At 61.9% G+C, this 23,862-nt stretch carries 18 protein-coding genes and 1 pseudogene; 14 read left to right on the top strand and 5 right to left on the bottom strand.

Annotation, left to right across the window (positions count from 1 at the left end; translation table 11 throughout):
* Positions 1–183: 183 nt before the first annotated feature.
* From GNZ12_RS30800 to GNZ12_RS30755, 10 genes are all read left to right on the top strand, one after another.
* Complete coding sequence (locus GNZ12_RS30800) at positions 184–1,215, top strand: ABC transporter substrate-binding protein (protein WP_172315902.1); 1,032 nt, start codon at positions 184–186, stop codon at positions 1,213–1,215.
* Positions 1,216–1,218: 3 nt separating this feature from the next.
* Positions 1,219–2,052: an ABC transporter ATP-binding protein gene (locus GNZ12_RS30795; RefSeq protein ID WP_216673433.1), complete on the top strand. Its 834-nt coding sequence runs from the start codon at positions 1,219–1,221 to the stop codon at positions 2,050–2,052.
* Complete coding sequence (locus GNZ12_RS30790) at positions 2,052–2,891, top strand: ABC transporter permease (RefSeq protein WP_172315901.1); 840 nt, start codon at positions 2,052–2,054, stop codon at positions 2,889–2,891. The genes GNZ12_RS30795 and GNZ12_RS30790 overlap by 1 nt, the downstream gene beginning before the upstream one ends.
* A 37-nt stretch (positions 2,892–2,928) precedes the next feature.
* Positions 2,929–4,314: an FAD-dependent oxidoreductase gene (locus GNZ12_RS30785; RefSeq protein ID WP_172315900.1), complete on the top strand. Its 1,386-nt coding sequence runs from the start codon at positions 2,929–2,931 to the stop codon at positions 4,312–4,314.
* Complete coding sequence (locus tag GNZ12_RS30780) at positions 4,311–5,492, top strand: CaiB/BaiF CoA transferase family protein (protein WP_172315899.1); 1,182 nt, start codon at positions 4,311–4,313, stop codon at positions 5,490–5,492. The genes GNZ12_RS30785 and GNZ12_RS30780 overlap by 4 nt, the downstream gene beginning before the upstream one ends.
* Positions 5,489–6,262, top strand: a complete 774-nt coding sequence (locus tag GNZ12_RS30775; protein WP_172315898.1) for an enoyl-CoA hydratase-related protein — start codon at positions 5,489–5,491, stop codon at positions 6,260–6,262. Before GNZ12_RS30780 ends, GNZ12_RS30775 begins: the two co-directional genes overlap by 4 nt.
* Positions 6,262–6,597, top strand: coding sequence for a ferredoxin (fdxA, locus tag GNZ12_RS30770; protein WP_121107810.1), 336 nt, complete (start codon positions 6,262–6,264; stop codon positions 6,595–6,597). Before GNZ12_RS30775 ends, fdxA begins: the two co-directional genes overlap by 1 nt.
* Positions 6,598–6,606: 9 nt before the next feature.
* The gene (locus GNZ12_RS30765) at positions 6,607–7,521 is read left to right on the top strand and encodes a LysR family transcriptional regulator (RefSeq protein ID WP_172315897.1); all 915 of its coding nucleotides are present in this window, start codon (positions 6,607–6,609) and stop codon (positions 7,519–7,521) included.
* 24 nt (positions 7,522–7,545) lie between these two features.
* Entirely contained in the window at positions 7,546–8,991 is a 1,446-nt protein-coding gene (locus GNZ12_RS30760; RefSeq protein ID WP_172315896.1) for an NAD-dependent succinate-semialdehyde dehydrogenase, read from the top strand.
* A gap of 595 nt (positions 8,992–9,586) precedes the next feature.
* A complete protein-coding gene (locus tag GNZ12_RS30755) occupies positions 9,587–10,306 on the top strand; it encodes a phosphatase PAP2 family protein (protein WP_172315895.1) in 720 nt (239 codons plus the stop codon).
* Between the two features lie 335 nt (positions 10,307–10,641).
* On the opposite strand, the gene GNZ12_RS30750 is transcribed toward GNZ12_RS30755, so the two are convergent.
* Positions 10,642–13,488: a CHAT domain-containing protein gene (locus GNZ12_RS30750; RefSeq protein ID WP_172315894.1), complete on the bottom strand. Its 2,847-nt coding sequence runs from the start codon at positions 13,486–13,488 to the stop codon at positions 10,642–10,644.
* 253 nt (positions 13,489–13,741) lie between these two features.
* Here GNZ12_RS30750 and GNZ12_RS30745 point away from each other — a divergent pair, with 253 nt between their 5' ends.
* Both GNZ12_RS30745 and imuA read left to right on the top strand, forming a co-directional pair.
* On the top strand, positions 13,742–14,236 hold the full coding sequence (locus GNZ12_RS30745) for a hypothetical protein (RefSeq protein ID WP_216673431.1): 495 nt from the start codon (positions 13,742–13,744) through the stop codon (positions 14,234–14,236).
* A gap of 447 nt (positions 14,237–14,683) precedes the next feature.
* Positions 14,684–15,375 (top strand): annotated as a pseudogene (gene imuA, locus GNZ12_RS30740) (translesion DNA synthesis-associated protein ImuA); the annotation flags it as partial.
* Positions 15,376–16,531: 1,156 nt separating this feature from the next.
* On the opposite strand, the gene GNZ12_RS30735 reads toward imuA, so the two are convergent.
* Entirely contained in the window at positions 16,532–16,984 is a 453-nt protein-coding gene (locus tag GNZ12_RS30735; RefSeq protein WP_172315893.1) for a hypothetical protein, read from the bottom strand.
* 153 nt (positions 16,985–17,137) lie between these two features.
* Between GNZ12_RS30735 and GNZ12_RS30730 the strand changes: the two genes are divergently transcribed.
* A complete protein-coding gene (locus GNZ12_RS30730) occupies positions 17,138–18,382 on the top strand; it encodes a hypothetical protein (RefSeq protein ID WP_172315892.1) in 1,245 nt (414 codons plus the stop codon).
* A gap of 97 nt (positions 18,383–18,479) precedes the next feature.
* Here GNZ12_RS30730 and GNZ12_RS30725 read toward each other — a convergent pair whose 3' ends face one another.
* Together GNZ12_RS30725 and GNZ12_RS30720 are read right to left on the bottom strand one after the other, a co-directional pair.
* Positions 18,480–18,920, bottom strand: coding sequence for a MarR family winged helix-turn-helix transcriptional regulator (locus GNZ12_RS30725; protein ID WP_172315891.1), 441 nt, complete (start codon positions 18,918–18,920; stop codon positions 18,480–18,482).
* Between the two features lie 3 nt (positions 18,921–18,923).
* Positions 18,924–20,837: an FAD-binding monooxygenase gene (locus tag GNZ12_RS30720; RefSeq protein WP_172315890.1), complete on the bottom strand. Its 1,914-nt coding sequence runs from the start codon at positions 20,835–20,837 to the stop codon at positions 18,924–18,926.
* 269 nt (positions 20,838–21,106) lie between these two features.
* Between GNZ12_RS30720 and GNZ12_RS30715 the strand changes: the two genes are divergently transcribed.
* Positions 21,107–22,867, top strand: coding sequence for an FAD-dependent oxidoreductase (locus GNZ12_RS30715; protein ID WP_172315889.1), 1,761 nt, complete (start codon positions 21,107–21,109; stop codon positions 22,865–22,867).
* Positions 22,868–22,940: 73 nt separating this feature from the next.
* Here GNZ12_RS30715 and GNZ12_RS30710 read toward each other — a convergent pair whose 3' ends face one another.
* Positions 22,941–23,858 carry a glyoxalase gene (locus GNZ12_RS30710; protein ID WP_172315888.1) on the bottom strand — a complete coding sequence of 306 codons (918 nt, stop codon included), beginning with the start codon at positions 23,856–23,858 and terminating at the stop codon, positions 22,941–22,943.
* Positions 23,859–23,862: the final 4 nt, after the last annotated feature.

Raw genomic sequence — 23,862 nt, 5'->3', positions numbered from 1 at the left:
CGCACGCTCGCACGCAATTTGTCTGATGTTTTGTGTAGAAGGGGTGAGCTAATTCCGGCATCACTCATCTTCAAAATTGATGCTTGCGGGGACACTTTTGGCTCTTAATAATCGTTTGGACCGGCAGCACTGAGCTTTAGAGGACCGGCCCCTTGTATCCAGGAAGGACCAACGGAGGAGATGATGTCAGTAATCGAAAATGCCGGACGTCGGCGTTTGCTGCGGATGACACTCGCGGCGGGCGGCATGGCTGCAACGGGCGCGCTGCTTTCTGTGCGCGCCTTTGCGGGCGACAGGGCAACCGTCAACATGCAGCTGGGCTGGATTCCGGGCGGCAACCAGGTCGGTGAAGTGACGGCGAAGCGGCTCGGCTATTACGATCAGGAAGGAATCGATTTTCACATCCAGCCGGGCGGCCCGAACATTGACGGCGTCGCGATTGTGGCCTCAGGCCGATCCGAGACCGGTGAGATTTCGTCCAGCCCGTCGATCATGCTTGCAGTCTCAGAAGGCTTGCCGATCAAGTGCATTGCGGTCGGTCTGCAGCAGCACCCTTACAGTTTCTTTTCGCTCAAGAAGAATCCCGTGCGCACGCCGCGCGACATGATCGGCAAGCGTATCGGTATCCAGTCGACGGGCATGGTGCTGCTCAAGGCGCTGCTCGCGAAGAACAAAATTCCGGAAAGCCAGGTCAACATCGTGCCGATCGGCGCCGACATGATGCCGCTTCTGAGTGGTCAGGTCGATGCGGTGACCGGTTGGCAAACCAACACCACGGCGCTCAAGCCGCTCGGCGCCGATCGCGTCGACCTGCGCCTGTGGGACACCGGCGTGCGCCTCTACGCGCTGCCGTACTACGCGAACACCGCGACACTGAAGGACCATCCCGACATCGTGACCCGTTTCCTGCGCGCAACCGCGCGTGGCTGGCTCTACGCGAATGCGCATCGCGACCAGGCTGTCGATCTGCTCATCAAGGAATATCCGAACCTGAATCACGCCGATGAGCGCGTCGCGATCGATTCGTTGATGGGCTACGCGTTCGATCAGACCACACAGACCCAGGGCTGGGGCACGATGGACGCGAAGATCTGGGAAGAGCAGATCACGATGTACGGTCAACTGGGCCAGTTCCAGAAAGGTCAGCCCAAGGTCGATGACGTGATGACGATGGACGTTCTCAACGCTACCCGTTCCTCTCGCCTCAAGGTGTAATCCATGCATGCTGCCACTATGAATCCGCCGCGGGCGGAAGGGTCCGGCTCGTCTGCCGGCGCGCTGCGAGACACCAATCTGTCTATCAGTTGCCGCAATATCAATGTGCGGTTTTTCACCGACCGGCGCAGCGTTACCGCGATCGAAGGCTTGAGTCTTGACGTCGCGGCGGGGGCATTCCTCACGCTCCTCGGTCCGTCGGGCTGCGGGAAGTCGACGTTCCTGCGAGTCGTCGCGGATCTCATCAAACCGAGCCGCGGCGAGATCAGCGTGCTCGGCGCGGCGCCCCGTGTCGCGCGTGAGCATCGGGACATCGGCTTCGTGTTTCAGGATGCGGCGTTGCTGCCGTGGCGCACGGCGATCCAGAACGTGCAGTTGCCGCTTGAAGTGGCGGGCGGCAAGGCGCGGGCGGGCCGGGCGACCCCGCGCGAACTGCTCGAACTCGTCGGCCTCAAGGGGCGCGAGGACGCCTACCCGCACGAGATGTCCGGCGGGATGCGCCAGCGTGTCGCGATTGCGCGTGCGCTCGTCAGCGACCCGAAAGTCCTGTTGATGGACGAGCCTTTTGGCGCGCTCGATGAAATCACACGTGACCGTCTGAACGAAGAATTGCGCCGCGTCTGGAAAGAGATGGGCCTCACGACGCTCTTCGTCACCCACAGCATCTATGAAGCGGCGTTTCTCGGCCAGCGTGTGCTGATGTTGGCCGCCAATCCCGGGCGTGTGAAGGAGATCGTCCCGGTTGGATTGCCAGAAGACCGGACGCTCGATATCCGCGAAACCCGTGAATTCGTCGAACTCGCTGCCTATCTGCGGCGCGTACTGGAGACCTGCTGATGACCACGTCCGACATGCAATTGAACCTGTCGTCTCAAGCGGCGGACCCTGAAGCGCAAGCGTGGCTTGCGCGTCGCCGCCAGCGCCTGTGGCGCGCGCGCCTCCTGCCGGTATTTGGCGTCGCGGGTTTGCTGTTCGCGTGGTGGGCGGTGGTGGCGGGTTTTCATGTGAAGCCGTTTATTGCGCCGTCGCCGTTCCTGGTTCTGGAGACGCTTTTCAACAAGAGCGATGTGCTGCTGCAGAACCTGGTGCCGACGGCGATTGAGGCAGTGGGAGGCTTTCTGCTCGGCAACCTGGCGGCGATCCTGATCGCCACCGTCTTCGTGCACAACAAGACGCTGCAGGACATCTTCTATCCGGTCGCGGTGATGATCAACTCGATTCCGGTGGTCGCGAAAGCGCCGATTCTCGTTCTCATCATGGGCAACGGTCTCGAGCCGAAGATCACGATCGCGGCGATCGTTTGTTTCTTCCCGACGCTCGTGAACATGGTCCGCGGGCTGCAGGCGGTGAACCCGCAGGCGATGGAACTGATGCAGATCCTGTCGGCGAGCAAGCGCGAGATCTTCTTCAAGCTGCGTCTCTACGCTTCGCTGCCCTATCTCTTCTCCGCATTGCGCATTGCCGCGTCGATGTCGGTGATTGGCGCGGTGGTCGGCGAATGGATCGGCGCCACGCAAGGTATCGGCGCCATGATCATCCAGGCGACCTACAGCTTCGATTCGGCCCTGCTGTACACGGCAATCATCATGAGTGCTGTGCTGTCCGGCATGTTTTTCCTGGTGATCGCGATTATCGAGCGCCTGGTGGTCAGATGGCAGCCCGAAAGCACGCATTGAACCAAACACGAAATACCCGAATTCTCAGAGGAGACAAGTGAACATGATCAGCGATTTGATTCAGGAAAGCGTGCGCGATGTGCGCGTTGCGGCCAAGGCAAACGTCGTGGTGGTGGGCGGCGGCCCCGCAGGTCTGTCGGCAGCAATTGGGGCGGCGCGCAACGGCGCCGAGGTGATTCTGCTGGAGCGTTACAACCACCTGGGCGGCCTCGCATCCGGCGGCATGGTGCTGGTACTCGACGACATGTGGGACAGCCACCTGCAGGAAATTTCGGTGCGCGGCGTCTGCATGACCTTCATCGAACGGATGGCGGCGCGCAAGCTGGCGATGTTCCCACGTTCGGACGAGTGGGGCGAGGATCCTGCCGCATATCGCAAGTGGGGGCGCTGGGGCACGTTCGACTTTCACAGCCAGAAGACGCCTCACCCCGTGTGTTTCGCCGCAGCGTTCGATCCGGATGCGATGAAGCGCGTCGCGCTGGAGATGGTGGAATCGCTCGGCATCAAGTTGCGTTTGCATTCATGGTTCTCGCGCACGCTGGTCGAAGACGGTCAGGTGAAAGGCGTGATCTGCGAGACGAAGAGCGGCCGTGAAGCGATCCTCGCCGACGTGGTGATCGATGCGACGGGGGACCTGGATGTGGCGGCGTCGGCGGGCGTGCCGCATGTCGGCGGCACCTATATCACGACGACGGTATTTCGGCTCGGCGGCGTCGATACGGAGGCGGCCGAGCGTTTCGAAGCCGAAGAACCCGAGGCATTTGCGGCACTGGATCGTCAGATCAAGCGCATTCTCGGTGGCTCGTGGGGCTACTGGTGGCTGAAGACACCGTTGCCCGGCGTGGTGTGGTGCAACTGCCCGCACATGGCCGGTCTCGATGGGCTCAAGCCCGAAGACCTGACACGTGCGGAAGTGCAGGGCCGGAAGCACATTCACGCGGTGGTCGATTTCGTGCGCGAGAAGCTGCCTGGCTTCGAACAGTGTTACGTGATCGATGTCGCGCCGCAAACCGGCGTGCGCCAGACGCGCCTGCTCGAAGGCGAGTATGTGATGACGAAGGATGACCTCGCGCAGCGTACCCGTTTCGACGACAGCATTGCGCGAGGCCGTGACTACTACATGCCGTATCGCGTGTTGCTGCCGAAGCAGATCGACAACCTGCTGGTTGCCGGCCGCCACTATTCGGCGACCTCGCAGGCGCAGAAGATGTCGCGTGAAATCCCGCCTTGCATGGCCATGGGCGAAGCCGCCGGTGTGGCTGCCGCGCTCGCGCTCGACGCGGGTGTGCGAGTGCGCGATGTCGACGTGCACGCGTTGCAGAAGACCTTGCGCACGCAAGGCGCCGATCCAGGCGACCAGACCGGCCGCAACGCCGACGTCCCGTCGCTTGCCGCACACATCGAAAAGCGGGAGGCCGCATGAACGTCGCTGACAACGTTGCAAAGACACCCGACCTGCCGCTTGCCGGCGTGCGCGTCGTCGATCTCACGCAGGTCATGATGGGCCCGGTCTGCACACAGATGCTCGCCGATTACGGCGCCGACGTGATCAAGGTCGAGAGAAAGGGCGCGGGCGACTTGAGCCGTTCGACGTTCGAGCCGGTGGCCGGCGCGGACAATCCGATCTTTTGCAGCCTGAATCGCAACAAGCGCAGCGTGGCACTCGACCTGCGCGACGCGCAGCAACTGGCTGATCTGAAGGCGCTGATCGCGGACGCGGATGTGGTCGTCAGCAATTTCCGCGCGGGCGTGATGGACCGCATGGGCGTCGGCTATGAAGACTGCCGCCGATTGAATCCGCGGATCATCTACGCGGTAGGCACGGGCTTCGGCGAAACCGGACCCTATGCGCACAAGGGTGGCCAGGACGTGCTCGCCCAGGCGATGAGCGGTGTGATGGCGCGCCGCGCCGATGAGTCGCTGCCGATTTCCGTGTACCCGACAGCGCTCGCCGACTATTCGGCTGGCATGCACATGGTGCAGGGCATCCTGCTCGCGTTGCTGCATCGTGAACGCACGGGAGAGGGGCAGAAGGTCAACGTGTCGCTGTACAACTCGATGCTCGCGATGCAGATGCAGGAAGCCGCCATGATCATGATGGCCGACTCGGAAGTGAACTGGGCCGCGATGCCGCTTTCGGGTGTCTTCGATACACAGGACGGTGCGCTGGTACTCGTGGGTGCGTTCAAAGCGAATCCGTTGCGCGACATCTGTACCGCGCTGCAGATCGAAGACCTGTCGGTTGACGCGCGCTTTTGTAATCTCAATCAGCAGTTCGTCCACAAGGCCGAATTGCAACGCACTTTCCGGGAGCGTTTTGCGAGCAACACACGCGACTTCTGGCTTGCCCGGCTTGAGGAGCAGGACCTGCTGTGTGCACCGGTGCGCGATCTGCGTGAAGCGCTGGTCGATCCGCAGACCCTGCATAACCAGCTGATTCTGGAAGGCGAGGGCGAAGGCCAGCCGGTGCGCTTCATTGGGAGTCCGATCGAGCTTTCACGCGCGCCGGTGGGCTTGCGACGTGGGCCGCCGCGTCTCGGCCAGCATACCGAAGAGGTCCTGCAACAATTACGCGGCAAGGTCGCCACGGAGGCTGTATGAGCGTACGTCTTGTCATCGACCAGCACGTTGCCACGGTGACGCTTGCGCGGCCGGAAGCACTCAACGCCGTGGACCTTGCCACCGAAGCGGAACTGCAACGCGTGTGGACCGAGCTCGAGCATAACCGTGACGTGCGGGTCGTGGTCCTGACGGGCGAGGGCGAGCGTGCGTTCTGCGTCGGCGCGGACCTGAAGAATCCGTCGGTGAGCGGCCTTGAATACTGGGGGGCGCCGCGCCCAGGCGGCTTTGGCGGTATCGCGCTTCGCGAGACGCTGAACGTGCCGGTGATCGCGCGGGTCAACGGTTATGCGCTGGGTGGCGGCTTCGAAATGGTGCTCGGGTGCGATCTGGTGGTTGCCTGTGACGAGGCGAGCTTCGGGCTGCCCGAGGCGCTCGTCGGGCGCATGCCGCTTGATGGCGGCATGACCCTGCTGCAACGCCAGATCCCTTACCGCCAGGCGATGGCGATGCTGATGACCGGCCGCCGCGTCTCGGCACGCGAAGCGCTCGACATGGGTCTCGTCAACGAAGTCGTGCCGCGTGCCGAACTGGATGCCGCCGTCGAACGCTGGGTTCAGGCGCTGCTCGCGTGCGCCCCGCTGTCGCTGCAGGCGATCAAGCAGGTGGTCAAACGCACCTCCACACTCTCGCCGGCGGATGCGCAGGCGCTGCGATTGCCAGCATTGGTGGCCGCGTTGCAATCCGAGGACGCGAATGAAGGCGTGCGCGCGTTTCAGGAGAAGCGCAAACCGGTCTGGAGTGGACGCTGATGGCCTACGTCATCACGTCGCCCTGCATCGACGTCAAAGACGGCGCGTGTGTGCAATGCTGCCCGGTTGACTGTATCTACGAAGGCGGGCGCACGCTCTACATCCACCCCGAGGAATGCATCAACTGCGGCGTGTGTGTATCGGTGTGCCCGACCGAAGCGATCTTTCACGATGAAGAACTCCCGCAATCGGAGGCCATGTTCGCCGCCGTGAATCGGGATTTCTTCGGGCCGGAAGCGAGTGCGCTCGGTTCCCCGGGTGGCGCATGCGACGTGGGCAAGGTAGCCTGCGATCATCCCGTGGTCGCCGCCTGGACGGTGCGGCCGATGAACTGAGAAAACACGATGCATGCGAATGTCCTGAAGTATTTTGTCGAAGTGGCTCGGTGCAGTTCGATCCGCAAGGCCGCGCAGAACCTCTATGTCGCGTCGAGCGCGGTCAACCGGCAGATCCTCAAACTCGAAGCGGAGATGGGGACAGAATTGTTTGACCGGCTGCCGAACGGCATCCGCTTGAACGCGGCCGGTGAGCGCATGCTGCAACACATTCGCGCGACGCTGAACGACTTCCACTTGATGCGCAGCGAACTTGACGACCTGAAGGGCGAACGCAATGGACACGTCTCGGTCGTGGCAATGGATTCGCTTTTCGTCGATTTTCTGCCGGCGACCGTCGAGGAGTTTTCGGACGCCTATCCGGCTGTCACCTATTCGATCGCCGCGGTGCCGCCGCACGACGTACCGACGCGACTCGTGAGTGGCGAGTATGACGTCGGCATTACGTACATTACGAAGCTGCCCGCGGGGCTCGATGTCGTGACCGAGGTATCGCTACCGCCGGGGGTGGTCATGGCATCGTCCCATCCGCTAGCGAAGACGGAGCGCATCAGCTTCGACGAATGCCGCAATCACGCGTTTCTGCGGCTCGAAGGGCGATCGCCGATCCAGGGCGTCGTCACGACCGACTTTCCCGAGTACTGGGAGTCGTTGCAGCCGAGCGTCACCTGTAATTCGACGACGCTGCTCAAGCGGCTGATTGCGTCAGGGCGGGGCATTTCATTTTTCTCCAAACTGGCCTTCCTCGACGAACTGGCGCGCGGTGACGTGGTATGGAGACCGCTCGACGACGTGAACGTCAACGCACTCACCGTCGGCGTCATCACACCCAACCAGCGTGCGCTACCTCATGTGACGCTGGAGTTCGTCGAACGTATCGTGCGACGCCTGAGGCATGTGGAATTGGCGCTGCGTGACGCCTGATCTTCAACTAAACAGGAATACAACATGGTCACATCAGGCTATACCGATACCCGACTTCTGATCAACGGCGAGTGGTGCGACGCTGCCAGCGGCAAAACCCTCGACGTCATCAATCCCGCCACCGGCAAGGCCATCGGCAAAGTGGCCCATGCTGGCATTGCCGATCTGGACCGTGCGCTGGCCGCCGCACAGCGCGGCTTCGAAGCCTGGCGCAAGATTCCGGCCAACGAACGCGCCACCACCATGCGCAAGGCCGCGGCGCTGGTGCGCGAGCGCGCCTCCGACATCGCCCGCCTGATGACGCAGGAACAGGGCAAGCCGTTCGCCGAGGCACGCGTCGAAGTGCTGTCCGCGGCGGACATCATCGAATGGTTCGCCGACGAAGGCCGCCGCGTCTACGGCCGGATCGTGCCGCCACGCAATCTGGCGGTGCAGCAAACCGTGCTCAAGGAACCGATCGGCCCGGTGGCGGCCTTCACGCCGTGGAATTTCCCGGTCAATCAGGTTGTGCGCAAGCTGAGCGCGGCGCTGGCGTGCGGCTGCTCGTTCCTCGTCAAGGCGCCGGAAGAAACCCCGGCGTCGCCGGCGGCGCTGCTGCAGGCGTTCGTTGAAGCCGGCGTGCCGGCCGGTACGGTCGGCCTCGTGTTCGGCGATCCGGCAGAGATTTCCAGCTACCTGATTCCGCATCCGGTGATCCGCAAGGTCACGTTCACCGGTTCGACGCCGGTCGGCAAGCAACTGGCCGCGCTGGCCGGCACGCACATGAAGCGCGCGACGATGGAGCTGGGCGGTCATGCACCGGTCATCGTGGCCGAAGACGCCGACGTGGCGCTGGCCATCAAGGCCGCGGGTGCCGCGAAGTTCCGCAATGCCGGTCAGGTCTGCATCTCGCCGACGCGCTTTCTGGTGCACAACAGCATCCGCGAAGAATTCGCCGCGGCGCTCGTCAAACATGCTGAAGGCCTCAAGCTCGGCGACGGTCTGGCGGAAGGCACGACCCTGGGGCCGCTCGCTAATGCGCGCCGTCTCACGGCGATGAGCAAGGTGCTGGACGATGCCCGCAAGACGGGTGCGAAGGTCGAGACGGGCGGCGAACGCATGGGCTCGGAGGGCAACTTCTTCGCGCCGACCGTGCTGACCAACGTATCGCTCGAATCGGACGTGTTCAACAACGAACCGTTCGGCCCGATCGCCGCGATCCGCGGTTTCGACACGCTCGAAGAAGCGATCGCCGAGGCGAACCGTCTGCCGTTTGGTCTCGCCGGTTATGCGTTCACGAAGTCGTTCCGCAACGTGCATCTGCTGTCGCAACAGATGGAAGTCGGCATGTTGTGGATCAACCAGCCTGCGGCGCCTTCGCCGGAAATGCCGTTTGGCGGGGTGAAGGATTCGGGCTACGGCTCTGAAGGCGGCCCGGAAGCCATGGAAGGCTATCTGGTCACCAAGGCTGTGTCGGTCATGGCTGTGTAGCCTCGATTTGGGTTGGCCGTTGTGGACGTTCGCGGCCGACCGCACGTCGGTGGGCAGCGAATGATCACTTCAGGGCGACGCGTCGGACCGTAGTCGTTCGAGCCGTTTGAGACACCCGGACGCGATTGGCGACGGACTGCAATCGGGTCGATATGGGTCATCTACCCACACCGCTTCGCCTGCTGTTCGTCGACCATTGCGGCCAGCCGCCGGTGCGCTGGTCGTCGACGGTCGATGGCTGCACCAGTGAGCCAACCCGGTATTTGAATGCCCATTGACGTTACACCGGAGGCGGGAAGCGACGGTGCTGGTGGCTGTGGCGGGGTCATAACAGCGGTTGTTGGCAACCGCGAACGGGCGATTCGCGCGAATGCTTCTGGAAGAGGCTTGAGCGAGGGATCCGACAACTAGCTGGGACACTACACGCGCCAGCGCACATACCACATCTTCATGTCAATTAGATGATAGTCGTTACCGGCCGTCGAGCGCTTCGCCGCGTAGCCGGGCATTAGCGATGCTTGTGATGCGGCGGCGTGGCAGCGGCTGCGGCCAAATGAAGTTATGTCGGTTGCCGCACATAGGGGAGCAGAGACAAATGAACGTCATCGATACGTGGACCATCGCGTCCATAAATAAAGTGGCCATTCACTCTCAAGGCTTCACCCATGTAGTCGAAGCGGTCGTGAACGCGTACTTGCCGAAGGGCGTGGTGTTGGTTGCACTGCTGTGGTGGGTCTGGTTCAGGCGCGAACGTGCGGAAGGACCTGACGGCGAGGCCGTCCGGCGACACCAGCGCGAACTCGTCGTGATCGCCATCGCGAGCGGCCTTATCGCGCTGGCGGCCGGCCGCCTGCTTGCGCACTACCTGCCGTTTCGCCTGCGGCCGATGTATGAACCGGCATTGCGTGCGTTCTTTCCTGAGGCCAATGTGGACGAGCCGGTGCTTCGCACGTGGAGCTCGTTTCCGAGCGATCACGCCATGCTCTGGTGCGCGGTCGCTATGGGTATTTTCCTCGCCTCGCGGCCCGTGGGGATCTACGCGCTATTGCACGCGGTGGTGCTGATCGGCCTGCCGCGTATCTATCTCGGCGTGCACTACCCGACGGACGTGCTGGCCGGTGCGGCGCTCGGCATCGGCATCACATGCGTGATGAGCGCCAGGGCGATACGCACGCGCATCGCCGCACCGATGCTGGCGTTCGCGCAGCGCTATCCAGGCTTGTTTTATGGCGCCGCATTCGTGCTTAGTTTCGAGTTGGCGACCCAGTTCCAGGAGCTGCGCGTGTTGGCGCACGGCCTGATACATGGGATGTAGTTGGTCGGAAGGTGTGGAGAGGGAGCGCTCATCGCCCCCTACTGGACACGCTCGCACGCATGGCTTGGCATCTGATCGGTGGAGGAAGGCGTTCAAAGCTGGATCGCCTGGTCGCGGCTTGTCGGGCCGCAACGGCCGACGAGCGGGTATCCTTTTGCCGAGAAGCCCTAGACGGTTACGCGTGGGAGTTTTGCGATGGCTGTGAGCGTTCTTATGCCGCATCCGCCCCGAAATCCGCGAGTGGCTAAAGAACGCTGGGTAGCTACGGACTCGCAACTACCACCCCGGTCGCGAGGCACAGACGTCAAGCGACGATGGTCAGGTAGCCCGATAATTCAGCGCGCCGCATCGCCCGCCAAAAAATACGCGGCCCAGAAATACGGATGCTGATAGAGCGGACCGTACTTCCCGCCTTTCATGTCACGCTCGACGCGCGCAAGGGCTGCCGCCTTCGATAAGGCCGGATCGGCAGCGTAGACCCTGAACAGACCACCGGTGATCTGCGCAGCCGAGTTGGACTCCACTGCCCATTGCGTCACCAGCATCGAGCGCGCGCCAGCCGCGAAGAACGCACGCGACAGCGCCGAGACCGAATCGCCGGCGTCGCCAGTAGCAAGGCCTGTGTTGCATGCGGACAGGATGACCCAGTCGGCGTTCAGGCGAAGCGTGACAATATCATCGGCGGTCAGGATGGAATCCGGCAGACCGCTTCCCTCGTAGGCCAATGCGAGCCCGGCCTTGTGCACGCCCGGCACCTCGCCCGGGATGACACCATGCGTCGCGAAGAGCACCACGCGATCGTCCGACATGTTTTCCTTCAGGGCCCGGCTGCGCGATGCGCTCAGGCCGGAAAGCACACTCGTTTCCGGGGCGTCGAGCGCCGCTGCGATCGCGCGCGCTTCGTCGAGCGTCTCCGGCAGCGGCACGACGCGGTGGTAATCGAACGTTGCCGCGCTGCTGTCAACGGGAAATGCTCGTGCCCCGGCCAGACCTCTTACCCTTTCGGTCGGCGCGGCGTTACTGCCGTCGAAACTGGGATCTGCGAACGCGATGAGCGGCTGGCTCGCGTGAGCGACATGCTGGCCGCGTGCGAGCACGAGCGCCGAACCACTGGGCATCCGCACGGGCGTGACCGTGTCGATCCACCAATTCGCCTGCGCGAGGCTGACTCCCGGCCGGGTGATCAGCACCTCGTATGGAATGCTGGCCAGCACGCCGCTCGTCGAGATGTAGACGGTCGTAGCACCCTGCAGATCAGCCTCAATGGGCGCGATGAGCGTTGAGTACAGGCTGGCTGCTGCGGTGAGGTCGAAGCCCGCAAGCTCTCCCGGCTGGGTCGGCGGCAGACCTGCGTCGAAGCCCGCGCGCAGCGCCTCCACCTGTTTGCGCAGCGCCGCGCGGTTTGCGTCCAGTGCGACCGCACGGAACGCGCCGCCCGGATGCACGACGAACGCATAGCTGGCGTCGCGCCCCGCATAGAGGTCCACATAGATCTCACCCGGGTGCAGCACGGCGCCAATCGAACCCGCGGTCGGAACGGCCGGCGCGACCAGTTGACGGTACAACGGAAACTGCTTGACGATCTGCCGATGCAGGGATCGCAACTGCGCGTCAGTGCTGGCCACCGTGGACGGATCAGCAGCCTGCTGATAGCGCAGTGTCTGCTCCTGCTCGATTAGCGCGAGCAGTCCTGGCGTCGTTGCCGAAAGACGCGTTGCCCCGTCGATCATCGCGCCCTGGGTCGCCTTAACGTGGAACAGTTCGGCGATGCGAAACGCCAACTCCTGACTTTCCGCACCGCCGCGCATCAATCGCGCCATTGAAGCGGCCAACACCCCGTCCTCGATGATGATGCCACGCTCGCCTGTGTCGTCCCAGTCGTCCCCGGTGTCAAGAAACGGCGTCACGTAGCGCGTGATTTGCGACTCACTGACAGTGCCGTGGGGATCCTCGAATTCATACATCAGCTGCAGCGCTACCAGTACCCGCTCACCCGCCATGCCAGCGACGCGGCCGGAGCCGTGCTTGTGATGGCGGGGATAGAGGGCGTCGGCGATCTTCTGATGCGCTCCGTCCCAGTCTCCGCGAGCGGCGAGTATGAGCGACGCCCGTTCAGCGGCGCCCACCTCGCCGCCCTGCTTAGGATCAGCCGCCGCGACCTGCTCGTAGAGGTTCGCGTCATCGCGGTGTTGCCCGATGCGACCCAGAGCAAGCGCAATCATCAGGCGGATGCCCAGCGCCCGCGCATAGTCGTGGCTATCGGCCGGTGCATTCATTTGCTGCAAGCCGCTGATGGCCGAGTTGATTGCGTCGAGCGCGGCGTCGTAGTCGTCAAACGACGATAGCGCGATCGCCCGCGCCACCTCCACCTGTGCCCGCTGCAGCGGTGTCGGCCGCAGCTGCGGACCATTGTCGAGGTCCCATCTGATCTCGTTGGCATAGTTCATCGCTTCGTCCGCGCGTTTGTTCTCCACCAGCGAGCGTGTCAGCTGGATGAGCTCGCCGAGCAGCACGTTAACCGCCGCGCGATGCCGGTTCGCGCTGAGCGAAGGATCGTTGTAGTCATGCCAGGCCCGCTCCGTTGCTTCGCGCCGCAGGCGCAGCGCCACCTCGGGGTGGCCCCAGAAGCGATCCGTCATTTCCGCCTCGGCGTACAGATACTGATAGGTTGGATTGGCCGTCAGCGTTTCGAGCTCGCCCGCTCCGGTATCCTGCGCGAGGCGCATTGCCGTATCGAGCATCTGCTGGCTGCGCGGAAAATCATTGGAGAGCCCATAGAAGATCGACAGGGACGATGCGGCGAGCGATCGATGGCCCGCAGAAATTCGCGAGTCAGCGACAATCTCGTCGTCTACGCGAAACGCTTCACGGGAGTGCCCAGTGCGGACGTACGCCTGCCTGAGCTCGTCGAGCAGCCTGAACCGCTGTTCGCCGTCCTGTGTACCGGCCAGTTGCTCATGGGTTGCCTTGTCAGGCGCGGCAAACTGTGTCCGCTCCGCTTCCCCGTCCGCCGCCGGCGTCGTCCTTTCGTGCGCCTCGCCACCGGCGCCGCCGTGACCATGCCGATGCCCGATGCTCGCCTGCTGGCCGTCATCGTCCGATGTCGTCTGACACGCCGTGCACAGTGCCAATAGCACCGCAAGCAACAGAGGGCGCGCAGTCGTTCGCAGCGTCAGCGTCATGATGCTTCCTCATTCGCGCGCGAGCACAATGAAGGCCAGCGCGTCCCAATCCCAAGAGCGTGCGGGCAGTCACGAGAGTACGCCCGGAGCGATCAGGTTCATCGCGGCGCAAGTGAAAACGCAGCCAGGTCGCCAGTCCGTTCGGGGCCGACCGTTGTCCGTTGGCGGCAGTGTTCATGGTGCCGGTTCAGCTTTCCAGCATATATACTCGTTGCAGATCCGTATGCGGCACAGCCATCAGATGGAGGCGCCAATGATTTTTATTGTTCCGGACGGAAAGCCACCGAAGCAGTATGCATCGCATCCGGTGGTAAAAGCTTGCGAAGAGTGTTACGACGACTACCTCGATAACTGCAGCGGCTTCGTAAAGGCGGTGCTGAAAAAATTGGGATTGTCTCCAGTGGCGAATCTTTTTCCCAATCTGGGACAGGCAAACGATATCGTTGAAGCGTTCAAAATGGCCCCTTGGACCAAAATCGCTTCATCCGTTCTTGCCGCAAAAATGTCTGAAGACCACGGTCGAGTGGTACTTGCCGGATGCAAGGATGCTCCGAATGGGCACGTTGTCGTCATAGTGCCTGGCGGTCTGACGGGAGGAAAATATCCAACTGCGTACTGGGGATCGAAGGACAACCCCGACAAGTCCGCGAAGTATCAGACTATTAACTGGGCGTGGACAGGCGATGACATTGACGACGTAACCTATGCTTACGTTACCCGCTGGCATGGAGCTTCCGGCTCATGGTAGCCGGGACGATGCAGCGTTTCGGCGCCCAGTCGCGGAATCGGACTTATCTCCCATGTGAACCAGCGACCAGCGCATTCGCCAGTTTTCGGCCCGATGCGTGTGCACCTCAAGAAAACTCGTCGCACGCTGCGAAGACACGTTTGTCCGAAGAATGGTGAACGCTGTCGTTCAGGTTTCAGAACCTGGCGCTCGACCCTGAGCGGTCAATTGGATCGTTTCGAGAGACTGAACCGCCGTACCGGTGGCAGACTTCGGCGTGACTAAACCAATCTCGAAATCTTGAGCCAGACTCACTGTATATTTATACGGTGCTATGGAGTCAGATCGTGAATCGGACTGCCGCCCATGCCCAACAGATACGAGACCCTGTTGAACGGACTCGCTCCGTCGATGCCCTTCTCGACACAAGTATGCATTCCGAGGCAGGGGGAATAGCGTTATGGCTGTGCTTCACAGCTCGCACGCGGCCGCGCCGTGGATACGGGGTATCCGGCCCTGTCGGGCGAATTGCCGGGCGGCGGCTGGCCGGTCGGCGCGCTTGTTGACCTGCTCGTGCAGCACGCCAGTGTCGGTGAACTGCGGCTGTTGCAGCCGGCTCTTTGCTCCGGATCTCGTCCAATCGCTTTCGTGCAGCCGCCACCTACACCGGACGGCCTCGGGCTGAACTACATCGGCATTTCGCCACAGCAGGTGTTTCGAGTGAATGCGCCGAAAACGGCCGACGCGCTTTGGTCGGCAGAACAGATCCTGCGCGCGGGGAGTTGCGGCGCGCTGATCTTCTGGGCTCAGTATGCGCAGGCGTCATCGCTACGGCGGTTGCATCTGGCCGCGCAGTCGTCGGAGACGCTTTTCATCATGGAGCGGCCGCTCGCCAGCGCCCAGGACGCGTCGCCCGAGTTGCTGCGGCTCGCGCTTAGACCGTCTGCCGAAGGCCTGACCCTTGACATCGTGAAACGACGAGGACCCGCTCGTGCAGAGCCCCTATCGATCCCCTTCAACCCAGCCCCGTTCTGCTTTCCCGGCACGTGCGTCTTTCCCGACGTTCATCTACCAGAGTTGCTGCTGGAGGTCTTCGGACCGAGGTAGTCGCCCGAGCACGATTGTTTGCTTCGACAGGCTCGTGCAGCACGAGCTTCTAAAGCAGTTGCTCGGCAATCCAGACGCTCATTTGAAGAATTTCGGACTCGTGTACCGGCCGGCTACCCCGAGCCGCCGAACTGTCACCGACGTCATCGGCCGTCCGAACGGCTGGAAACTGAACGAAGGCGACACGTGGACGCCACGTCAACGACATCAACGAACGACTCTCCCTTGCCGAGCGTGGGTGTTCGCGGTGCAGCTCCGCTCGTTGATTCGGTCACGGAGCCAAACTTCCGTAATCGTTAAGGGTTATTCGATGCCTGCCATCGGCCACAGGAATGTGACGGTGGCTCTGCGCGTGTTGGCAGGCGTCGAATAAGCCTTAACGGTCACTGCCTGATGGCGTCCGGCAACGCGCGACCCGTTGCTGCCCTTAAGGGAGCTTCTCCGAACGTCCCAACGATGCCGAAAGCGGCCGTTCCCCTCCGGGCAATGTACGACTTATCGATGGCGCTAACGCCGATGTCAAACTGCCCTCAAACGTCTTTCATCGGGTCTAGATCGTATTCCCAGACGGTCACCCCGGTAGGGCAATCAAGCTCCCCGCCCCAAGGGGCGGGGTATGAACGGCGCATTTCCAAACTGCCTATCTTCGATCGGCCTACGTCGCAAGCGGCGGGGAATCTGACCTGAAGAGATTCAACCCCACTCAAAGTTTGGTTCAGTATGTGGCCTTCACCACAAACCATCAGCACTCCCGACACTCGGTTGAAAGCTTCGATCTCTACGCTTACGAAAGGCCATTCCAGCCACGGCCCCAACCGAGGAAGCCGAATAGCCGATCCAATCCAAAGGGGAAATTTCGTGAGCTTGTATAAAAAAAAGTGGAAAGCAAAATGCCCGAGATGCAACCGGGGAACCACGTGGTCGGACTGGACGTGCCAAAATTGTGGCAAAGCACATATTCTGGCTTTCCTTCACCACACCACATGGAATTTTGGATGTCCTAGATGCGATGTAGGTGCTGGTTATCCTTTTTTGAGTTGTAAATATTGCGAGGCGCGAATTGAAGGGCGACGAATAAAAGGGATTTCGTCTCCATGGACATATCTGGTCGTTGCAATTATCGTTGTCCTTTCATTTTTGTGGTTTGCAAAAAAACCTTAGCTTTCCGTCCAGCACACCTCTGGGCACTGTCGGCCGGCATCTTGCTGGTCAACAAAGCTCGCGTGAGAACTGGCTTCCGGCGCCAAGTCGATCCCGGATCTGCCTAGACGCATATGACGACTCGTCGCTCATCAGCGGACGTTCGTCAAACCGACCGTCAAGGACCGTTCGTGGCCCCGTCCGATGCTGAACTTCCGTGACCATGACCGGATCGTGCCCGCGATCGAGGCGATTCACACGCCAGATGTTGCCGGCGGAAATACACTCCTCACCGCCGCTGTCGACGATGACATGCTCGTCGGTTTCGAGCATGAACCGGTTGCCCGCTGCGCGCGTTGTCACGGGGTGGGAGATTTTCGACGCTCTGGCGAACACCTCGCGGGCGTTCTCGAGGCCGAACTTTTCCACCGACGGCGGCGCGAACTGATGCGTGCTATGGCCGCCTGAGCAGGCAAGAATTTCCGGACCGACAACGTCGGTATCGCTATGGCTGTTCGGCATGTAAATTTTCGCCTGGGTTATACCCGGAAACACTATCCTGGGCCCTCAAGGACGTGCTAAAAAGTGCCGATATCCCGGAAGCGCGACTGGAAGTCCGGTCCGGAGATTGGAGAATCCCACGCGGTCTGTCGCACGGAATTCCGAGGTGAAAGTATGGAAAAAAAAGTGCTCATCGCGGTAGCCGCTGCGCTTATGTCTTCTGTGGGCGCGCTGCATCCCGAATCCGCCCGTGCCGCTGATGCTGCAGCCTCGGCCTTCGAAGACTCGACCGTCGACGCATCTCTCGATCCCGGCGAAAAACGCGTCTCCGCCGAAGCCGACATTCAGGCGCGCCTGGCCGACCTGCGCTATGCGTATTTCATCGGCTATAACGCGCGCGCCAGGGAAGACTCGAAATCCTATGCGACCTTGGGCGACGAGGTGAAGCATCGGCAAAAGCAGCCTGCTGCGCCGGCCATGCCCGCATCGCCGAAGCCGGTCGCCGAGCGGGTGGCACCCCCAAGGCGGGCCGTAGCGCAAGCCGCGTCGCTGAGGCAAGTCTCCGCGCCGGTCACATCGCCGAAGCGGGATGCTGCTGCGCGAGCCACGCCGTCCAGGCAGGTCGTCGCTCAGGCCGGGCCTGTGCCGCTGAAGCACGGTCCCGCGCAAGTCGCGTCTGCGCCGCCGAGGCGGGTCTCCGCACCGGTCGCGTCGTTGAAGCAGGCTTCGGTGCGGGTTACGCCGCCTAAGCGGGCTGAAATGCAACCTGTGCCTCTGAAACAGGTTTCTACGCGGACTACGTCGCCGAAGCTGTTTGCCACCGAGTCCGAGCCTCCGATACTGATTCCGACGCAAGCCGTGACGGCATTGCCGGAAGCAAAATCGGACAATGATGACGACGCGCAGGTGCCGCAGAGGCGCGATTTCCAGAACGCTCAGCGGGCCGTGCCGCAATACCGGCAGGCCGATGAGGAACCGCAGTACGCCGTGGAGCAAGGAACTCAAGCGGCTCCGCCGACTCAAGCAGCGCACAACCGGCAACCTCGGCAATATCAGAATCAGCAGCCCCAGCAATACGCGGGGGCGCCGGCCTATAGCCAGATGTCAACAGAGTCTCAGGCGTCAGGTGGGTACGCCGGGCGGGAATACGCGCCGCTGCCCCCGCCGCCTCGAACCGTTCAGGCTAACCAGTACGCGCCCGCTCCGTATCCGCCCGCTCGGTACCAACCGGCCTACGCGCAGTCCGCCTATGTACCTCGGCCGCCCACTCAAGCGGCGGCGCAGCAGGTCATCATAGTGGGCCGCCCGCCTGCCTACCCGGCGTATAACGAGATGTACACGCCGCCTGAACTGCGGCGGCCGTACCCCGCCGGTTACGGCAATCCGGCGCAGCCAGCCGGATATCAGGGGTGGGAGTAGGCGCACTCACTCGCATGTGCCTGTGGCGCTCGCCCATGCCCATGGTTGAGGGCAGGCATCCTGCAAACCTAAACAACTGAAGCCGCTCGCAAACGCACTATTCCCCCAGCGGCAACAGCGCCAAAAGCAGGCGCCGCAAGTCCAGACATTCGCTCGGTGTCAGTCTCGCAGTGAGAATCCGCTCGACCTCCTCGACACGTGGACGCAACGTCGCAAGCTGCTTCTTACCGGCGGGAGTAAGGAACAGCACATAGCTACGTTTGTCGACGGGATCGTCCGAGCGTTCGATCAAATTATTGCGGACCATGCGCGCGACTAGATCGGCGATTGTCGAGCGGTCCACGTCAAGTTCATCGCCGAGTTGCCGTTGATTGACGCCGGGCGTTAACCGCAAGATTTCGAGCGCCGCGTACTGAACGCTCGTGATCTCGGCGGAGACTTCGCTGAGCCACACCGCTACGTGGCGCTGCTGGGCGCGGCGTACCAGGCTGCCCGTGAATCTGGAAAGCGTTTCGGGGTCGTTGTGTTTGGTCGGCAATTTCTAAGCCTGCAGCGCAGATGTGTTCGTTCGGAAAATGGGCCGCAAAAACGCATTCAATTCGGCGTAGGCGTCCAGCGGAAATACATGCGCGACGTACTGGTCCGGACGGACCACGACGAGCGCGCCCCGTTCCCGGTCGATGCCACGCTCGTCGAAGATATCAGTCGCTGCGTCGCTCGTAAACGCTTTCTCGTAGTCAATGAGGCCGTAGCGTCCCTTGCGCGGCAGCAACAACGCATGCAGATCTTCGAGTCGTACTTCGCGATGAGGCTGCTGTAACACGGCGCGAAGATCGAAGACGCTATCCGCATCGGCATTTTCTGGCGTGATGAGACGCAAGACCGAATCGGGCGACTTGGCGAGATGTTCGCACAGTGCATTGAGCGCACTTCCGCTTGCGTCTGAAAAAGCGTACAGGCGCCAGCGACCATCGGCGCGTGCCGCGTGGCCGAGTTGCATCGGCTTCGCATCGGCGAGACGAACGACGGGCGAGGAATGAAAGCGCGTGCCGATGGTGAAGCCGCTCGCGAGCGATTGAGATGTCGATTCGCCCGTCAACGCGCCCGGCCGATATCGCGTCGCGACACCCGCCGTATATCGACCCGCACGAACGAAATAGTCCTGCAGTTCCGTTGGATCGACACCGCCCGCTTCAGGGCGATTGGGATCTTTCGGCGGCGCGGCCATCATCGCGGACCATTCCTTGTCGAAGTCGATCAGCTCTTGCGCGATGGGCTGGCGTTCATCGGAATACGTGCGCAAGAGGTCGATGTCGCTAAGTCCTTGGAGCACTGCGCCGAGCTTCCAGCCGAGATTGAAGCCGTCCTGCATCGAAACGTTCATGCCTTGACCCGCTTTCGCGCTATGCGTATGACAGGCATCGCCGGCGATGAACACACGTGGCTCGCGAGATGTTCCGTCGGCGGAGATTGCGTCGTCGAAGCGATCGGTCAAACGCTGTCCCACTTCATAAACCGAGAACCACGCGACCTCTTTCACGTCGAGCGAATAGGGATGCAGAATCCGTTGCGCGGTCTGAATGATGCGCTCGACCGTGATCTGCTTGATGGTGTCGCGATTCTCAGGCGTGACTTCGCCAAGATCGACGTAAAAGCGCACGAGATAGCCGCCTTCGCGCGGAATGATGAGCAGATTGCCCTTGCCCGCAGACTGAATCGCAGCCTTCAGCCGAATGTCCGGAAAGTCGGTGACGGCGAGCGCATCCATCACGCCCCACGCATGATTGGCGGCATCGCCGCGCAGCGTTTGGCCGATGGCCGTGCGCACGCGACTGCGCGCGCCATCGCATCCCACGACATAGCGCGCACGCACGACGACCTTTTCATCGAGTCGCGCTGCGTCCGTGCGGCGTAGCGTGACGCGCACCGGATACTCGCCCTCGCTATCGCGTTGCACGTCCACGACTTCGAGATCGTAATCCGGCTCGAGCCGCTGCGCGGAACGGCGCATCACATCGAGCAGATAGTCCTGAATGCGCGCCTGATTAACGATGACGTGCGGGAACTCAGACGTGCCTGTTTCGGTATCCTGAACACGTCCGGTACGTTTGATCGCGCCACGATCGTTTGCATCAGGCCGCCAGAAGACCGTCTCGTTGACCCAATAGGCTTCGCGCAACAAGCGGTCGCTCAGGCCGAATGCATTGAACATCTCGACCGTGCGGCACGCGACGCCATCCGCTTGCCCCATCAGCAACGGTCCCGAGCGACGCTCGACGATACGCGTCGTGATCGACGGAAACTGCGACAACTGAGCCGCGAGCACGAGCCCGGCCGGACCGCTTCCGGCGACGAGCACATCGACCGTATCGGGCATTTCGACGCGCGGCGCGCCATCGGCGGCAGGCTCGATCATCGGATCCCCGACGCGGAAACCGTTGAGATGAAATTGCATGATGTCTTCCTCCAATCAGTCTTGATCACCTTGGCGGCGAATATACTCCGTACGCCAACTATTTAAAAGCACTTCATGTCGTCATGGATGTTTACCCTGATCTCAGGATGCGCTTTGCGATGCAAGGGACGATGAAAGCCTCGTCCCTTGCGTCGAGGCGTTGCTCGGTGCGATATAACTCATTCACCGAAATCTGAACTATCTTGTATTACTGGACGGCATTGACTACGTGGGTTATCCAAAAAGATCGCCTTGCTGAGAGGTTCACGATGAACAGCGACGCAGCTTCGCCACCGGGCGGGCAGGAGAACCAGGCAGAAGCCGATACTAACGGCGCCGATCGTTCTGCCTTGGCAGATGCGCAGACTCGATATAGCACCTCACGCTGGGATCAGATATTTCCGGTACTGACGGACCCTGAGATCGATCGGATAAAGCGATTTGGTGCGATGTGCAGCTACGCCGTCGGCGAATTTCTCTATCGCGCGGGTGGCATGAGTCCAGGCATGTTCGTCCTGTTGTCAGGCACGATTCGATACACCGCACGCGACGGACTCGGCCATCGACGTTTGCTGCGCTCTCAGGCAAAGCGGGGTGAATTCACGTCCGACGTTGGCATGCTTTCAGGCAAGCCCGGGCTCGTCGATGCTGAGGTTATTGAAGACGTCAATGCGTTCGTGATTTCGCCGGATAAGCTGCGTGCGTTGATGATTGGCGAGGCAGAGCTCGGCGAAAGGATCATGCGCGCGCTGATTCTGAGGCGCGTCGCTGCAATCGAGCGCGGCCAAGGGGCGGTGCTCGTTGGCCCGCCCGACAACGAGCGGCTCCTCGCGCTGCAACATTTCCTGCAACGCAATGCTTTCCCGCATATGACGCTTGACGAAGGCGGTGCCGATGCCATCGTATTGCTCGAGCGCATGACGCCCGGGCGCGATGACATGCCGCTCGTCGTCTGCCCGGATGGCACCGTGCTGCGCAATCCGGACGAGGGGCAGCTCGCCTCGTGTCTGGGACTCGTGCCGGAATTCGATCCCGGGCATCTCTACGACGTCGCGATCGTCGGCGCCGGGCCTGCCGGCCTGGCGGCAGCCGTCTATGCGGCATCCGAAGGCTTGTCAGTGGCCGTCTTCGATTGCCAAGCGCCGGGCGGCCAGGCCGGCACGAGTGCGCGCATCGAAAACTATCTGGGCTTTCCGACCGGTATATCGGGGCAAGCGCTAGCCGGCAGGGCATTTAACCAGGCGCAGAAATTCGGTGCGCACATCGCGATTCCGGTCGAAGTGAAGGCCTTGCATTGCAGCGCATACCCGCTCGAGGTCGAGCTTGCCAGTTCGCGGCGCATTGCGGCACGAACGGTGGTCATCGCGAGCGGCGCGGAGTATCGGCGTCCGGCCGCGAGCGGACTTGCGGGCTTCGAAGGTCACGGTGTCTACTACTGGGCGACGTCGATCGAGGCCCGTCTTTGCCGCGGCGAACCGGTGCTGCTGGTCGGCGGTGGAAATTCAGCTGGGCAGGCCGTGGTGTTTCTGGCTTCGCATGCTGCCCACGTTCATGTTCTCGTCAGGGGCGAGGGCGTCGAGCACAGCATGTCGCATTACCTGATCGAGCGTATTGCCTCGTTGCCGAACGTGACGATCCATACAGGCGCTGAGATCACAGCCTTCGAAGGCGATGAACGGCTAGATTCTGTCTACTATCGGCGACGCGATGGTGGTCTCGAACGCTTGACGACGCATCACGTGTTTCTTTTTATCGGTGCCGACCCCAACACGAACTGGTTGCGCACGTGCAGTGTGTCCTTGGATCCGAAAGGATTTGTGTTGACCGGTACGGACCTCGAAACGGGCGCCACCCGGTCCATGCTCCCATTGCATACCAGTGTCGACGGTGTGTTTGCAATTGGCGATGTTCGATCGGGTTCGACCAAGCGCGTTGCAGGGGCCGTGGGGGAGGGGGCCGCCGTGGTCGCGGAGATTCACCGCTTTCTTGCCAGCCATAAGCCGTCTGTCGCGATGGGTTGCAAGGTTTGACCGCTTCCCGTGCCGGGGAATGACACCGGGCGGCCTCGCGACCGTCATGGCGCATCACCCCGGCGTCCCGCGTCTACTGCGCAACCGCATGAATCTCGGCGATATATCCACCCGGGAACTGCACGAGCGCGGCTTCGCGCCGATCCGAAGTGAACGGCGGGACCAGCACCGTGACGCCTGCCGCTTTCGCCTTCTGCAGCGTGTCAGAGAGATTCGTCACTTCATAGCCCGTCATCTCCCGGCCGAACGGCCATGGCAACTGGCCGTCCGTCACCAGCACCGTCATCCTGCCGAATCCCGACTCGATCCGCACACGCCGGTACGTATCTCCCGGCCGGCCAATTTCGACGCCAGGCGCGTTGTGATCATCGGACACAACTTTGCCATGCGAAAAAGCCACGAAGTTGCGAATCAATAGATTGGCGCACTCCGGCGAAACGTAGACCCGGTTCTCAGGCACCGCCTGCAAAGAATCATAGTTCGGCGCCCGGTTGTGCCAGTACAACTGCATGTTGACGCCGCCCGGCCAGGAGACGATCACGTCACGTCCGATCGGATCGGGGAACGTCGCCACCGTGACGTCGGCGTGGTGCCGCCTGGACGACTTGACGGCCGTGTCGATGTCGGTCACGAGATATCCCGTGCGCTCGTTACCGAACGGATACGGAACAGGCGTCTTGAAGCCGAACACCGACACCGTGCCGACCGGCGTGAAAACGAGTTGCGACATCGTCTTGCTCGACGTGGGGGGCACCTGAAAGACGCCCTGTTGCGACTTGTGGCCGCCGAAGGTTGCGACAAGACTATCGGTGAATTTGTCGAAGTCTTCAGGCGCTACATAGACATGGGTGGTGTCGTATTGCGGCCCCACGGCGAGCTGCGGCTCCGCAACGGGCTGTGGAATTTTCGGTGGTGTAGCCGACGCGACTGACGATGCAGCGAGACAGATGATGGCAAGCGCTGTCGCTGCTAGGGAACGAAGATTACGCATGATA

This window comes from Paraburkholderia solitsugae, assembly GCF_013177695.1.
GTDB lineage: Bacteria > Pseudomonadota > Gammaproteobacteria > Burkholderiales > Burkholderiaceae > Paraburkholderia > Paraburkholderia solitsugae.
The sequence above is the reverse complement of the archived record's forward strand: the minus strand, read 5'-3'. Positions and strand labels throughout refer to the sequence as shown.

Bases quoted from the DNA above. Each gene is read 5' to 3' on its own strand.
- GNZ12_RS30745 (WP_216673431.1), top strand. From the start codon at position 13,742: ATGATTTTTATTGTTCCGGACGGAAAGCCACCGAAGCAGTATGCATCG.
- GNZ12_RS30715 (WP_172315889.1), top strand. From the start codon at position 21,107: ATGAACAGCGACGCAGCTTCGCCACCGGGCGGGCAGGAGAACCAGGCA.
- GNZ12_RS30765 (WP_172315897.1), top strand. From the start codon at position 6,607: ATGCATGCGAATGTCCTGAAGTATTTTGTCGAAGTGGCTCGGTGCAGT.
- GNZ12_RS30730 (WP_172315892.1), top strand. From the start codon at position 17,138: ATGGAAAAAAAAGTGCTCATCGCGGTAGCCGCTGCGCTTATGTCTTCT.
- GNZ12_RS30780 (WP_172315899.1), top strand. From the start codon at position 4,311: ATGAACGTCGCTGACAACGTTGCAAAGACACCCGACCTGCCGCTTGCC.
- GNZ12_RS30755 (WP_172315895.1), top strand. From the start codon at position 9,587: ATGAACGTCATCGATACGTGGACCATCGCGTCCATAAATAAAGTGGCC.
- fdxA (WP_121107810.1), top strand. From the start codon at position 6,262: ATGGCCTACGTCATCACGTCGCCCTGCATCGACGTCAAAGACGGCGCG.
- GNZ12_RS30775 (WP_172315898.1), top strand. From the start codon at position 5,489: ATGAGCGTACGTCTTGTCATCGACCAGCACGTTGCCACGGTGACGCTT.
- GNZ12_RS30720 (WP_172315890.1), bottom strand. From the start codon at position 20,837: ATGCAATTTCATCTCAACGGTTTCCGCGTCGGGGATCCGATGATCGAG.
- GNZ12_RS30760 (WP_172315896.1), top strand. From the start codon at position 7,546: ATGGTCACATCAGGCTATACCGATACCCGACTTCTGATCAACGGCGAG.
- GNZ12_RS30790 (WP_172315901.1), top strand. From the start codon at position 2,052: ATGACCACGTCCGACATGCAATTGAACCTGTCGTCTCAAGCGGCGGAC.
- GNZ12_RS30750 (WP_172315894.1), bottom strand. From the start codon at position 13,488: ATGACGCTGACGCTGCGAACGACTGCGCGCCCTCTGTTGCTTGCGGTG.
- GNZ12_RS30710 (WP_172315888.1), bottom strand. From the start codon at position 23,858: ATGCGTAATCTTCGTTCCCTAGCAGCGACAGCGCTTGCCATCATCTGT.
- GNZ12_RS30800 (WP_172315902.1), top strand. From the start codon at position 184: ATGTCAGTAATCGAAAATGCCGGACGTCGGCGTTTGCTGCGGATGACA.
- GNZ12_RS30735 (WP_172315893.1), bottom strand. From the start codon at position 16,984: ATGCCGAACAGCCATAGCGATACCGACGTTGTCGGTCCGGAAATTCTT.
- GNZ12_RS30795 (WP_216673433.1), top strand. From the start codon at position 1,219: ATGCATGCTGCCACTATGAATCCGCCGCGGGCGGAAGGGTCCGGCTCG.